This window comes from Micromonospora sp. BL4 (assembly GCF_003667505.1).
In the GTDB taxonomy this organism is placed as follows: domain Bacteria; phylum Actinomycetota; class Actinomycetes; order Mycobacteriales; family Micromonosporaceae; genus Micromonospora.
This window is the reverse complement of record NZ_RCVJ01000088.1, coordinates 1-12,938: the sequence shown is the minus strand read 5'-3', so window position 1 is coordinate 12,938 and position 12,938 is coordinate 1. Positions and strand designations below refer to the sequence as shown.

General features: G+C 71.5%; 11 protein-coding genes. 4 read left to right on the top strand and 7 right to left on the bottom strand.

Annotation, left to right across the window (positions count from 1 at the left end):
- Positions 1-40 precede the first annotated feature (40 nt).
- The 4 genes from EAD89_RS08255 to aceB are packed head-to-tail and all read right to left on the bottom strand — an operon-like array spanning position 41 to position 5,852.
- Positions 41-1,480, bottom strand: coding sequence for a (Fe-S)-binding protein (locus EAD89_RS08255; protein WP_121675312.1), 1,440 nt, complete (start codon positions 1,478-1,480; stop codon positions 41-43).
- Position 1,481: 1 nt separating this feature from the next.
- Complete coding sequence (locus EAD89_RS08250; protein ID WP_233578335.1) at positions 1,482-2,765, bottom strand: FAD-binding oxidoreductase; 1,284 nt, start codon at positions 2,763-2,765, stop codon at positions 1,482-1,484.
- Positions 2,765-4,237, bottom strand: a complete 1,473-nt coding sequence (locus tag EAD89_RS08245) for an FAD-linked oxidase C-terminal domain-containing protein (RefSeq protein WP_121675311.1) — start codon at positions 4,235-4,237, stop codon at positions 2,765-2,767. The genes EAD89_RS08250 and EAD89_RS08245 overlap by 1 nt, the downstream gene beginning before the upstream one ends.
- A gap of 31 nt (positions 4,238-4,268) precedes the next feature.
- Complete coding sequence (gene aceB, locus EAD89_RS08240) at positions 4,269-5,852, bottom strand: malate synthase A (protein ID WP_121657079.1); 1,584 nt, start codon at positions 5,850-5,852, stop codon at positions 4,269-4,271.
- Between the two features lie 499 nt (positions 5,853-6,351).
- Here aceB and EAD89_RS08235 point away from each other — a divergent pair, with 499 nt between their 5' ends.
- Positions 6,352-7,545 (top strand): endo-1,4-beta-xylanase, encoded by a 1,194-nt coding sequence (locus tag EAD89_RS08235; RefSeq protein WP_121675310.1) that lies wholly within the window; start codon positions 6,352-6,354, stop codon positions 7,543-7,545.
- A 240-nt stretch (positions 7,546-7,785) separates the two neighbouring features.
- Positions 7,786-8,628 carry an endonuclease/exonuclease/phosphatase family protein gene (locus EAD89_RS08230; protein WP_199733443.1) on the top strand — a complete coding sequence of 281 codons (843 nt, stop codon included), beginning with the start codon at positions 7,786-7,788 and terminating at the stop codon, positions 8,626-8,628.
- Between the two features lie 78 nt (positions 8,629-8,706).
- On the opposite strand, the gene EAD89_RS08225 is transcribed toward EAD89_RS08230, so the two are convergent.
- Complete coding sequence (locus EAD89_RS08225) at positions 8,707-9,540, bottom strand: SAM-dependent methyltransferase (protein WP_121675309.1); 834 nt, start codon at positions 9,538-9,540, stop codon at positions 8,707-8,709.
- A gap of 155 nt (positions 9,541-9,695) precedes the next feature.
- Between EAD89_RS08225 and EAD89_RS08220 the strand changes: the two genes are divergently transcribed.
- Positions 9,696-10,157 (top strand): VOC family protein, encoded by a 462-nt coding sequence (locus tag EAD89_RS08220; RefSeq protein WP_121657076.1) that lies wholly within the window; start codon positions 9,696-9,698, stop codon positions 10,155-10,157.
- A 45-nt stretch (positions 10,158-10,202) separates the two neighbouring features.
- On the opposite strand, the gene EAD89_RS08215 is transcribed toward EAD89_RS08220, so the two are convergent.
- Positions 10,203-10,700 (bottom strand): GNAT family N-acetyltransferase, encoded by a 498-nt coding sequence (locus EAD89_RS08215; protein WP_121675308.1) that lies wholly within the window; start codon positions 10,698-10,700, stop codon positions 10,203-10,205.
- A gap of 94 nt (positions 10,701-10,794) precedes the next feature.
- Positions 10,795-11,556, bottom strand: a complete 762-nt coding sequence (locus tag EAD89_RS08210) for a FadR/GntR family transcriptional regulator (RefSeq protein ID WP_233578327.1) — start codon at positions 11,554-11,556, stop codon at positions 10,795-10,797.
- Between the two features lie 187 nt (positions 11,557-11,743).
- On the opposite strand from EAD89_RS08210, the gene EAD89_RS08205 reads away from it, so the two are divergent.
- Positions 11,744-12,938 (top strand): sugar ABC transporter substrate-binding protein (locus EAD89_RS08205; RefSeq protein WP_199733442.1); only part of this gene is annotated, 1,195 nt, incomplete at its 3' end.

The following is a 12,938-nucleotide window of genomic DNA, read 5'->3' as shown; positions in this document are numbered from 1 at the left end:
GGGTCACCTCGACGCTCGGGAATGGTGGGTGAGTTCGGCCCTACAGCAGCTCCTCCACCGGGCGGGCGCGGAGGGAGGCGTCGAGGACCTGGGCGGTGTGGGCCAGCGCGATCTCGCCGCCGGCGCGGGTCACCGCGGCGGCGACCTGCATGAGGCAGCCCGGGTTGGCGGTGACGAGCAGCCGCGCCCCGGTGGCCAGTACGGTGCGGGCCTTGCGGTCGCCGAGTTCGGCTGCCGGCCCGGGGTGGAGCACGTTCCAGATCCCGGCCGATCCGCAGCAGATCTCCGGGTCGGCGATCTCCCGCAGCTCCAGCCCGGGGATGTCGCGCAGCAGCCGGCGTGGCTGGGCGCGGACGCCCTGGGCGTGGGCCAGGTGGCAGGCGTCGTGGTAGGCGACGGTCACCGGCAGCGGGTGCCGGGTGGCGACCGGGCCCAGCTCGTCGAGGAGTTCGGACAGGTCACGCGCCTTGCCGGCGAAGTCGGCGGCGAGCGCCGCGTACCGGGGGTCGTCCCGGAGCAGGTCGCCGTACTCCTTCAGGGTGGAGCCGCAGCCCGCCGCGTTGACCACGAAGAAGTCGATGCCGGCGGCGGCGAACGTGTCGAGCATCCGGCGGGCGAAGCGCTGCGCCTCCGCCTCGCGTCCGTTGTGCACGCTCAGCGCGCCGCAGCAGCCCTGCCGGTCGGGCAGGATGACCACGTCGCAGCCCTCGGCGGCGAGGACCCGGGCGGTGGCGGCGTTGACCTCGGGGAAGAACGCACCCTGTACGCAGCCGGTGAGCATGCCGACCACCGCCCGCCGGGGGCCGACCGCGGGCACCCGCTGCGGCGGGCGTGCCGCCCTGCGGAGCCGGGGGGCGAGGGACTCCAGCGCCGCCAGGGTGGGCGCCAGCCGCGGCAGCAGCCCGGTCCGCTGGACCAGCCGGCGCACCCCGCTGGCCTGGTACGCGCGCAGCGGACCGCGCAGCAGCCGCAGCCGCCGCGGGTACGGGAAGATCGCGAAGATCGCCGCCCGCAGCGCCCGTTCCCGGGGCCCGCGGTGGTGTCGGCGTTCGACCTGCTGCCGGGTGTCCTCGATGAGGCGGTCGTAGCGGACGCCGGACGGGCAGGCGGTGACGCAGGACATGCAGCCGAGGCACTGGTCGAAGTGGGTGACCATGGAGTCGGACAGCGGCTCGCCCTCCAGGCCCTCCTTCATCAGGTAGATCCGCCCGCGCGGCGAGTCCATCTCCTCGCCCCACAGCACGTAGGTGGGGCAGGTGGGCAGGCAGAACCCGCAGTGCACACATTCCGCGACCAGCTCGGCGGCGGGCGGGTGGTGCGCGTCGAACGCGCCCTCGCCGGGCGGTTGGCCGGCCAGGCCGAGCACGTCACGGGGTCCACTGGCCGGGCGCGTTCCGCCCGGGGAGGAGAGCGGCGCGGGGACGGAGGGCCGACCGGGGCTCGTCAGGTCGCGGGGGTCGGGCTGCTGGGGAACGGACATCTCAGATCCCTCCCACGAATCGGCCGGGCGCGAGCCGGGCATCGGGGTCGAAGCGCTCCTTGACCCGGCGCATCAGCGCCAGACCGTCGACCGGCCCCCACAGGTCCACCCGGTCCCGCACGGGCGGGGGCGCGGTGAGCACCACGGTGTGCCCGGCGACGGCGGCGCTCGCCGTGCGCAGCGCGTCGACCAGGCCGGCGACCTGCTCCGGGTCGGCCGTGCCGGGCAGTCCGGCGTAGAGCACCCCGACGCCGGCCGAGCCGCGCAGCGCGAGCGGCAGACCGCGCCGGTCGGCCGCCGCCCGGGCGTCGGCCAGCAGTCGCGGTACGCAGGAAAGCGTGGCGGTCAGCTTCAGCCCGGTGTCGCCGTCCCGCCACGGGTACCGTCCCCAGCCGTCCGGAGGCTCGTCGGCGGCGGTGGCGTCGACGCCGAGCAGCCGGCAGGTCGCCTCGGCGCGGGCAGCCACCCCGGCGGCGGTGCCCTCCAGCAGCACCGTCACCGCCGCTCCCCCACCGGCCGGCGCGTCCACCTCCAGCGCGGTGGGCACGAGCTGCGCGGCGCGTACGGCGCCGGCGAGCCGTCCCGCCTCCGCGGGATCGTCGGTGCGGCGGGTGACGTACGCGACCGCGGTCGGCAGCGGGTGCAGCCGGAACGCGCACTCGGTGATCAGTCCGAGCGTGCCGTACGCGCCGGTGACCAGCTTGGCCAGGTCGTAGCCGGCGACGTTCTTGACCACCTTGCCGCCGGCGTGCGCGACCACCCCGTCGGCGCGGACCAGGGTGACCCCGATGATCAGGTCGCGCACGGTGCCGTAGAGCATCCGGCGGGGTCCGCTGGCGTTGGTGGCGACCGCCCCGCCGACGGTGCCGCCGGGCAGCGGCGCGTCGAGGGCGAGTTGCTGGCGGGCGCCGGCCAGGGTGGCGGCCAGCTCGTCGAGGCGGGTGCCGGCCCGGACCACGGTGATCAGGTCACCGGCGGCGTGCTCGACCACCCCGGCCAGCGCGGTGGTGTCGAGGATCAGGTCGAGTCGCGAGGGTGGGCTTCCCCACGACTGTTTCGTGCCCGCGCCGCGGACCGTCACCGCGAGGTCGAGGGCGGCGGCCGTCCGCAGCAGCGTCGCGGCTCCGGCGGTGTCGCGGGGTGTGGCGACGTAGCGCGCGGGCATCCCGGCGATCACGTCGTGCTCGCCGGCCGGCCGGACCGACTCCGAGCCGTCCGGGCGCCGGCCGTCGGTCGTGGTCTCGGCGGCGGCGCGGAGCTGGTCGAGGATCGCGTCGGTGGGCATCAGAACGCCTCCGCCAGGCCGGCTTCCTGCGCCGGATGGACCCCCTTGCGTCGACCGGGGATCTCCCCGCAGAGCCGGGGCGTCGGAAAGACCTTGCCCGGGTTGGCCAGGCCGGCCGGGTCGAACGCGCAGCGCAGCAACTGCATGGTGTCCAGGTCGTCGTCGGTGAACATGCGCGGCATGTACTTCGCCTTGTCCATCCCGACGCCGTGCTCGCCGGTTATCGACCCCCCGTGGCTGACGCAGAGGTCGAGGATCGCGCCGGAGACCTCCTCGGCGCGTTCGGTCTGCCCGTCCACGGACGCGTCGAACAGGACGAGCGGGTGCAGGTTGCCGTCGCCGGCGTGGAAGACGTTGGCGACCCGGATGCCGCGTTCGGCGGAGAGCTCACCGATGCGGCGCAGGACGGCGGGCAGGGCGGTGCGCGGGATGACCCCGTCCTGGACGATGTAGTCGGGGCTGATCCGCCCCACGGCGGCGAACGCGGACTTGCGGCCCTTCCAGAACAGCGCCCGCTCGGCGTCGTCGGCGGCGATCCGGATCTCGAACGCCCGGTTGTCCCGGCAGAGCCGTACGACCTGGTCGAACTGGGCGGCCACCTCCGGCTCCGGTCCGTCCAGCTCGACGATGAGCACCGCGCCGGCACCGGCCGGGTAGCCACAGTGCACGGCTTCCTCGGCGGCGGAGATGGCCAGCGCGTCCATCATCTCCACCGCCGCCGGCACCACTCCCGCCGCGATGATCGCCGAGGTGGCCGCGCCGGCCTGGTCGGTGCTCTCGAAGGCGGCCAGCAGCGTACGCACCGACTCGGGCAGCCGGGTCAGTCGCACGGTCACCTCGGTGGCGATGCCGAGGGTGCCCTCGGAGCCGACGAACGCTCCGAGCAGGTCGTAGCCGGGGGCGTCGGGCGCGCGGCCGCCGAGGCGTACCCGGTCGCCGTCGGGGGCGACCAGCTCGACGCCGGTGACGTGGTTGGTGGTGAAGCCGTACTTCAGGCAGTGGGCGCCACCGGAGTTCTCGGCCACGTTCCCGCCGATGGAGCAGATCTGCTGGCTGGACGGGTCGGGCGCGTAGTACCAGCCGTGCGGGGAGGCGGCCCGGGTGACCGCCAGGTTGATCACGCCGGGCTGCACGACCGCCCGCTCGTCGGCCGGCGCGATCTCCAGGATCTCCCGCATCTGCGAGGTGACGATCAGGACGCCGTCGGCGTGCGGCAGCGCGCCTCCGGAGAGCCCAGTGCCGGAGCCGCGGGCCACGAACGGGGTGTCGGCGGCGACGCAGGCGCGAACCACGGCGGCGCACTGCGCGGCGTCGGCGGGGAGCGCGACGAGGGCCGGGACCACCTTGTACTGGGCCAGCCCGTCACACTCGTAGGTGCGCAGCTGCTGTCGGTCGCTGATCACCCGATCCGCGCCGATGGCGGCGCGCAGGGCGGCGGTGAGAGCTTCGAGGTCCGTTCCGGCTGTGCTCATCGCCCACCTCCGCGCGTCGGGTCGGTCGTCGTCAGGGCATCCGTTCGTACGCCGGCACGGTGAGGAAGTCGGCGAAGTCGTCGGCGACGGCGACCTCCATGAACAGCGTCCGGGCGGCGGCGTAGTCGTCCGGGTCGCCGGGTAGCTTGGCGATCTCCTCGTCGGCGATGCGCTCGACCAGCTCACGGGTGACCCGGGCGCCGGTGTCGTCGAGGGTGAGGTCGTTGTGCAGCCACTGCCACACCTGGCTGCGGGAGATCTCCGCCGTGGCGGCGTCCTCCATCAGGTTGAAGATGGCCACCGCGCCGGAGCCGCGCAGCCAGCTGGCCAGGTACTGCACGCCGACGCTGACCGCGTTGCGCAGCCCGGTCTCGCTATGCGGGCCCGGGGTGGCGCGCACGGAGAGCAGGTCGGCGGCGGTGACCCGCACGTCGTCGCGGGTGCGGTCGAGCTGGTTCGGCCGGTCACCGAGCACCGTGTCGAAGACCTCCCGGCAGATCGGCACCAGGTCGGGGTGGGCCACCCAGGAGCCGTCGAAACCGTCACCGGCCTCGCGGGTCTTGTCGTCGCGGACCTTCGCCAGGGCGGTCTCGTTGACCTGCGGGTCGCGTCGGCTGGGGATGAAGGCGGCCATCCCGCCGATGGCGTGCGCGCCGCGCCGGTGGCAGGTCCGCACCAGCAGTTCGGTGTACGCCCGCATGAACGGCACGGTCATCGTCACCGCGTTCCGGTCCGGCAGCAGGAAGTCCGCGCCCCGGGTGCGGAACTTCTTGATCACGCTGAACATGTAGTCCCACCGGCCGGCGTTCAGCCCGGCGGAGTGCTCCCGCAGCTCGTAGAGGATCTCGTCCATCTCGAAGGCGGCCGGGAAGGTCTCGATCAGCACGGTGGCCCGGATGGTGCCGCGAGGGATGCCGAGCCTCTCCTGAGCGGTCAGGAACACGTCGTTCCACAGTCGCGCTTCGAGATGACTCTCCATCTTGGGCAGGTAGAAGTAGGGCCCGGCGCCGCGGTCGAGCTGCCGGCGGGCGCAGTGGAAGAAGTAGAGCCCGAAGTCGACGAGGCTGCCGGAGGTGCGCTCACCGTCCACGAGAATGTGCTTCTCGGTGAGGTGCCAGCCGCGCGGTCGGACCACGATCGTGGCCAGTTGGCCGTCGTGCAACGCGTACTGCTTGCCCTCGGGGGACGTGAAGGCGAGCTTGCCGTCGATGGCGTCGCGCAGGTTGAGCTGGCCGGAGATGACGTTCTCCCAGAGCGGGGTGTTGGCGTCCTCGTGGTCGGCCAGCCACACCTTCGCGCCGGAGTTCAGGGCGTTGATGGTCATCTTCGCGTCGGTGGGGCCGGTGATCTCGACGCGGCGGTCGACCAGGCCGGGTGCCGGCTCGGCGACCCGCCAGTCGGCCTCGCGGATCTCCCGGGTCCCGGGCAGGAAGTCCAGCAGCCCGCCGTTGGCCAGCTCGGCTTCACGCTGTCGGCGCAGCGCGAGCAGGTTCTGGCGACGCGAATCGAAGGCGCGGTGCAGATCGGCGAGGAAGGCCAGTGCCTCCGGGGTGAGGATCTCGTCGTACCGGGGGTGCATCGGGCCCGTGACCTCGACGCCGGCAGGGACAGTCATCGGCTCGCTCCTCACCAAAACATGCGTGGTGATCGATTGGATGCGCTCCTGCCGACTGTAGTTCTCGCAGTTCGGGGCCGCGACCTGAGCGACGACACAGTCGCCGGGAGCGGTCGACCCGGTGCGGCGAACGGCGCCCTGGGCGCGGCGAGCGGCAGTTGGCCCGCAACGATGGCCCGCGCGGCCATGATCGGTCGGCCACGCCGCCTCCCGACCTGCCAGCGGCATCCCACCCTCGAAAGTTTCGGAGCCAGCACCACGGGGGCCGCGCAGGTCACGTAATGGATTTCCGGAAGTGTTCGCGCTTGACGGGGTGCATCGACGGCCTTAACGTTTCGGGCAAGTTTCCGGTCCCCGCTCGCAGAAGCTGTCCGCGCCACCACGGTCGGCCCGAGGCCCCGGACACCCGGCACCGCCCCCGCTCCCAGCCCGCCAGCACCATGCCCGCACCCTCCATTTCATGATCGACCAATATCGATTGGTGCCGAAAGGAAGGCAGATGAAGCAACGACGGTGGATCACTGTCGGCGCGGTCGCGGTCGCGACCGTCGCGGCACTGAACGCGGTGCCCGCCACCGCGAACCGGCCGTACGATCCCACTGCCCAGAGCCTGGGCGCTCTCGGGCAGCGCCACGGCCTCCAGGTCGGCACCGCGGTGGACCTGGCGGCCCTCAACGACGCCAACGACCCGCAGTACCGCAGACTGGCCGCCTCCGAGTTCTCCTCGGTCACCGCGGAGAACGCGATGAAATGGGAGAGCCTGGAGCCCACCCGCGGCGTGTACGACTGGGCCGCGGCCGACCAGCTCGTCGAGTTCGCCCGGCGCAACAAGCAGAGCGTGCGCGGCCACGTGCTGGTCTGGCACAGCCAGCTGCCCACCTGGCTGACCAGCGGCGTCGCCGACGGCTCCATCAGCAAGCAGGAGCTGCGCGAGCTGCTGCGCAAGCACATCACCACCGTGGTCAGCCGCTACAAGGGCAAGATCTGGCAGTGGGACGTCGTCAACGAGGCCGTCAGCGACCCGTGGGACACCCCGTCGACCCTGCACTACAAGGGCTTCTGGGCGCAGAACCTCGGGCCCGGCTACATCGCCGACGCGTTCCGCTGGGCTCGGGCCGCCGACCCCCGGGCGCTGCTGTTCTACAACGACTACAACATCGAGGCGTTCGGCTCCGGTAACCCCGCCGACGACAAGTCGCAGTTCGTCTACGACATGGTCAAGGGGTTGCGCGCCCAGGGCGTCCCGGTCGACGGCATCGGCTCCCAGGGCCACCTGGGTACGCAGTACGGCAACTACGACACCCTCCAGGTGACCGCCGCGCTGAAGAAGTTCACCTCGCTCGGTGTCGCCACCGCGTTCACCGAGGTCGACGTTCGCAGCGAGTTGACCGAGGCGGTCCAGGCCGGCAACTCGGCCGAGATCAACCCCCGGTTGCAGGCGTCGGCCGCCAACTTCAGCGTGCTGATGAAGGCCTGCCTGGCCGTACGCAGCTGCCTGTCGTACACCGTCTGGGGCTTCACCGACCGGCACTCCTGGGTGCCGGGCTGGTTCAACGAGCCGCCGCAGGGCATGGCCACCATCTACGACGAGAACTACCAGCCCAAGCGGGCGTACCACGAGCTGAAGTCCGACCTGATCTTCGCCGGCCCGCCGTACGTCCTGCCCCGCATCGCACCCAAGCCGCGCCGCTGACCCACCGGTCCGGCTGTACCGACCACTGGGCCGTGTGGGGCTCCGCGCCCCACACGGCCCGCGCGCAACGGTGCTTCCAGCGATGCTCCGGCGGTAGGATCGCTGGCACCTCGGCGAAGACTGTCGCCCGCGTCATCCGGAGTCCGCGTGCCCGAGCAGCCCGCCGTCGACGTCACCGCGGCCCCCGGAGGTGCTGTTCGCCGCGCGATTCCGTCCTTGGTCAGTTTTTTTGGACGGCGCGTGGCCGACCGTCGGTACCGGACGGCCCGCCGGGCACTGGCCGTCGTGTGCCTGATCGCCGTTGGGGCGGTGCCGGCCGGGTCGTCGGCGGCCGCCACGACCCAGTCCGCGGCCCTGCGGGTGCTCCAGATGAACCTCTGCAACAGCGGCCGCGCCGGCTGCTACACGGGTCGGTCGGTGACCGCGGCGGCCGAGGTGATCAGCGCGGAGGCACCCGACGTGGTCTCCCTCAACGAGATCTGCCGGGGCGATGTGGCCGCACTCGAGCGAGCGTTCGGCAACGTCCACCCCGGCGGCGCCGTCGTGTCCGCCTTCCAGGCTGCCGGCGACCGTCCCAGCGGCGCCGTCACCCGGTGCCGCAACGGCGAGCCGTACGGCATCGGCCTGCTGACCCGCCTCAAGGCGGTGACCACCCCGTACACGGTGCGCAGCGGGATCTACCCGACGCAGGACGTCGCCGACCCCGAGGAACGCGCCTGGCTCTGCATCCACGTTCCGGGCGCGGTGCACGCCTGCACGACACATCTGGCGGCCACCAGCGGCACCATCGCGCTCGCCCAGTGCCGTCACCTGCTCGACACGGTCGTGCCGGCGATCCGCGGCAACAACGGGTACGCGCCCACGGTGCTGAGCGGCGACCTCAACCTCCGACATGACCACCACCCCGTCGTGCAGTCCTGCGTGCCCCCGGATTACCTGCGGATCGACGACGGCGCGCTACAACACGTCATGGCGACAACCGACGTCACGATCTGTTGCCGACGGTCGATAGGAATGCGCGGGGCGACCGACCATCCCGGGCTGCTGGCCACGCTCACCAGTACGCGCAGACGTCCCGGCTGAACCACCGCCGCACCGAGTCGGGCGCCCGGGCCACCTGTTCGCGGGCCCGACGCCGCAGTCGGTCAGCCGCCGCTGCCGCTATCGCACGACGCGGGCGACGGCGCCGTTGAAGGACACGTCCTGCACGGACGGACGAGGCTGCGGTGCGTCATCCGCGTGCCACCGCGCCACGGACACGATGCCCGGGTCGACGAGGTCCAACCCGTCGAGCAGGTCGGCGAACTGCTCCGTGCTCCGGGCGCGGAACCGGCCGTCATGATTGCTGGCTTCCAGCTTGGCGGTCACGCTCGGGGGCAGGTATTCCCAGGTGACGTGCGAGGCGACCACGTAGCTGCCGGCCGGGAGCGCGGCGACGAGCCGGTCGAGAATGCCCTTGGGGTCCTCGTCATCACGGATGAAGTGCAGGATCGCCACCAGCATCAGCGCGACGGGCTCGGACAGGTCCAACGTGGTCCGCAGATCCGGATGGGTGAGGATCGTGTCCGGCTCGCGCAGGTCGGCGTCGAGGTACGCGGTCCGGCCCTCGGCCGTGCTGCTCAGCAACGCGCGGGCGTGGGCGAGGACGATCGGGTCGTTGTCGACGTAGACGACCCGGGCTGACGGGTCGATCGCCTGGGCGACCTCGTGCGTGTTGTCGGCGGTCGGAATGCCGGTGCCGATGTCCAGGAACTGCCGGACGCCCTGCCGCGCCAGGAAACGCACCGCACGTTGGAGGAACATCCGGTTCTCGACGGCGGCCAGCCGGACGGTGGGCATCGCGGCAGCGAGGGCTTCGCCGGACTCCCGGTCAGCGGCGAAGTTGTCCTTGCCACCCAGCAGGTAGTTGTACCTGCGGGCCGGGTGCGCGACCGTGGTGTCGATTCGGTCCGCCGCTGACAGTTCCCCGCTCAGGCCGGTCACCGGGCCTCCCATCGCCGCGTCGGACCTCTACAAGGTACACACCTGACCTTCGTCGGGGAGTCCCGCGATAGCGGACCGATTCTGTCCGCCGGGCATGGCAGGGTGGCCCTGGATGACGGTCTGCCTTGCTGCGCGACCCACGACACCCGCCACGAACGGAGCACCCGATGAGCCGCCACATCCAGGTCACCTTCGACGCCCACGACCCGCGGGCGCTCTCGTCCTTCTGGCGCGACGTACTGGGCTACGTCCTCCCCGGCCCGCCCGGAGTCGATCTGCCCGAGGGCGCCGACCCGCTGGCCGCGTGGGACGACTTCCTCGCGCGCATCGGCGTACCGGAGGAGGAGCGCAACACGAGATCGGCCATCGAGGACCCGGACGGGCACGGCCCACGGCTGTTCTTCCAGCAGGTGCCGGAGGACAAGGTCGCCAAGAACCGCGTCCACCTCGATGTCCGGGTGGCCCCGGGGCTCCAGGGAGAGGAGCGGATGGCGGCGCTGGAGGCCGAGTGCGACCGGCTCGTCGCGCTGGGCGCGAAGCGGGTACGCCGCGACGAGCCCGCTCCCCCGCTGAGCGCCGGCTTCATCGTGATGGCCGACCCCGAGGGCAACGAGTTCTGCCTGGACTGACGCGCGTCAGCCGTGGCGCGGCCGCTGCGGCAACGATGCCGCTCGTCAGGTGATGGTGGGGCTGCGGCGTTCCAGCAGGACGACGTCCCGCCAGCGGTCGTGCTGGCGACCGATCCGCTCGCGAACTCCGACGACGCGGAACCCGGCCCGCTCGTGAAGGGCCAGGCTGGCGGTGTTCTCCGGAAAGACTCCGGACTGGATCGTCCAGATGCCGGCAGCTTCGGTCGAGGCGATCAGCGTGTCCAGCAGCAGTCGGGCGATCCCGCGCCCGTGTGCGGTCGGGTCGACGTAGACGGAGTGTTCGACCACGCCGGCGTAGACCGCGCGGGTCGAGGTCGGTGCGACGGCGATCCAGCCGAGGACGGCGCCCTCGCCGGTGACGGCCACGAAGCGGTGCGCGGCCAGCCGCGCGGCGTCGAACGCCGGCCAGGCGGGCGCGGCGACCTCGAAGCTCGCGTCGCCGGCGTCGAGCCCGGCCTGGTAGATGGCAAGGACCCGCTCGGCGTCGGCGGTGGCCATGGGACGCACGGAGATGTCGGTCATCAGCAGGCTCCGTTGGGGTCGGGGACGGGTCACGCAGAGGTGCGTCTGTCACATTCCGGCGGCGCCGACTGGTCGTGCTCAGCCCTGGTCGTGCTCAGCCCTGGCCGGGTTCGCCGGTCTGCTCCCACATCGACTTCATCTCGCCGAACGCCTGCTCCATGATCTGGACCATGGCGGCGCGGGCGCGGTCCCCGTCGCGGCGCTGGATCGCCTGCGCCACGTCGGCGTGCAGCTGGAGGGCCTGCTCGTGCGGGTAGTGCGGCATCAGGTCGTAGTGGTGCCGGCCGGTGAGCACCTCCGCCACCAGGTCCTGAAGCTTCACGAACATCTCGTTGCCGGAGGCGGCCAGCACCCGCCGGTGGAACTCGATGTCGAGGTGGAGGAAGCGCTCCTCGTCCCCCGCTTTTCCGGCGGCCCACATCTTGGCCGCCAACCCGACGAGGTCGCTCGCCTCGTCGTGGTCGACCCGGCGAGCGGCCAGCCAGGCGGCGTGCGGCTCGACGGCCGTCCGTAGTTCGGTGATCGAGCGCATCTGCGCCATCCGGCCTTCCGAGGCCAGTCGCCAACGGATCACCTGCGGGTCGAAGACGTTCCAGTCGCGTGTCGGCCGGATCAGCACCCCCACCCGGCGGCGGGTCTCGATGAACCCCATGGCGGCGAGCACCCGCAGCACCTCGCGGACGACCGAGCGGGATACGCCGTACCGGTCGACCAGCTCGTCGATGTTGAGGACGGAGCCGGGCGTCAGTTGGCCGCCGCAGATGGCGGTGCCGAGGTGGTCGAGAACTTGTGCGTGCAGCCCGGCCTCGGCAGGGGCCTTCTGGACGGCTGCAACCCCTGATGAGGACCGGTCCACGCGTTGGAGCATATCAGTTGAAGATCACCCCTTGAATAAATCCGCTTTATCGGCCTAGCATCCGGACGTTAAGCGGACGTTAACAGCGAGGTCGCGCTCTACCCCCGAAGCGGCGACCACGACAGAAGGAGAGATGGACGTGCGGCGTCGATCCATATTGGGAACTTTTCTGGCCGTGGTTGCCGCCATGGGCCTGTCGGCGTGCGGCGGCGACGGCGACGACAGCGCCTCGTCGAAGACCGTGCGGGTGACCCTGGCCAACCACGTGTGGACGGAGAACATCAAGCAGGCCCTGCCCGAGTTCGAGAAGCAGACCGGCCTGAAGGTCGAGGTCACGCAGCTCGGCGAGGACCAGCTCTCCGACCAGTACAACGTCAAGCTGAACGCCGGCTCCAGCGACATCGACGTGATGATGTACCGCCCCCTGCAGGAGGGGAAGCTGTTCGCCAAGAACAAGTACCTCGCCGACCTGTCCGACAAGGTGAAGTCCAACAAGGACTGGGACTTCAGCGACTTCCAGGCCGGCCCGGTCGACGCCACCTCGTACGAGGACAAGGCGGTCGGCGTTCCGATCATCACCGAGCAGGAGGTCCTCTACTACCGCAAGGACCTGCTGGCCAAGGCCGGCCTGACCGCCCCACCGAAGACCCTCGACGAGCTCAAGGCGGCCGCCGCCAAGATCAAGGCTGCCGACCCGAGCATCGCGGGCTTCGTGGCGCGGACCGGCAAGTCGCCGGCGGTCACCCAGTTCTCCAGCTTCCTCTACAGCTTCGGCGGTGACTTCGTCGACGGCAGCGGCAAGGCCGCCGTCAACAGCGAGCAGGCCAAGCAGGCGTACGCGTACTACGGCGGGCTCCTCAAGGACCACGGCCCGGCGAACGTCAGCACCGACATGAGCTGGCCCGAGGCGATGGCCATCTTCACCCAGGGCAAGGCCGCGTTCTACACCGAGGCGAACTCGCTCTACAAGAACGCCACCGACCCGGCCAAGTCGAAGGTCTCCGAGACCGTCGGCTTCGCGCCCTTCCCGGCCGGACCCGCCGGTTCCAAGCCGTACAACATTCCCTCCTGGGCGCTGGGCATCAACGACAACTCGGAGAACCAGAGCAACGCCTGGAAGTTCGTCGAGTGGGCGACCAGCAAGGAGCAGACGCTCGCGCAGCAGAAGTCCGGCGTGCCGGGCGCGCGTACCTCGGTCTGGGCCAACCCGGAGGGCACCGCCACGTACCCGAAGGACCTCGTCGAGGCCATCGCGGCCAGCACGAAGGACGGCGTGGGCCACGACCGGCCCCTGGTCAACAAGGTCGCCCAGGCCGCGAGATCGTCGGCCAACCGATCGTCGACGCCATCGCCGGCAAGGACGCGGCGGCGGCGGCCGACAC

What these genes read in the sequence shown, in the direction of transcription:
- EAD89_RS08220 (WP_121657076.1), top strand. Translation starts at nt 9,696, where the DNA reads ATGAGCCGCCACATCCAGGTCACCTTCGACGCCCACGACCCGCGGGCG.
- aceB (WP_121657079.1), bottom strand. Translation starts at nt 5,852, where the DNA reads ATGACTGTCCCTGCCGGCGTCGAGGTCACGGGCCCGATGCACCCCCGG.
- EAD89_RS08245 (WP_121675311.1), bottom strand. Translation starts at nt 4,237, where the DNA reads ATGAGCACAGCCGGAACGGACCTCGAAGCTCTCACCGCCGCCCTGCGC.
- EAD89_RS08225 (WP_121675309.1), bottom strand. Translation starts at nt 9,540, where the DNA reads ATGGGAGGCCCGGTGACCGGCCTGAGCGGGGAACTGTCAGCGGCGGAC.
- EAD89_RS08255 (WP_121675312.1), bottom strand. Translation starts at nt 1,480, where the DNA reads ATGTCCGTTCCCCAGCAGCCCGACCCCCGCGACCTGACGAGCCCCGGT.
- EAD89_RS08215 (WP_121675308.1), bottom strand. Translation starts at nt 10,700, where the DNA reads ATGACCGACATCTCCGTGCGTCCCATGGCCACCGCCGACGCCGAGCGG.
- EAD89_RS08250 (WP_233578335.1), bottom strand. Translation starts at nt 2,765, where the DNA reads ATGCCCACCGACGCGATCCTCGACCAGCTCCGCGCCGCCGCCGAGACC.
- EAD89_RS08235 (WP_121675310.1), top strand. Translation starts at nt 6,352, where the DNA reads ATGAAGCAACGACGGTGGATCACTGTCGGCGCGGTCGCGGTCGCGACC.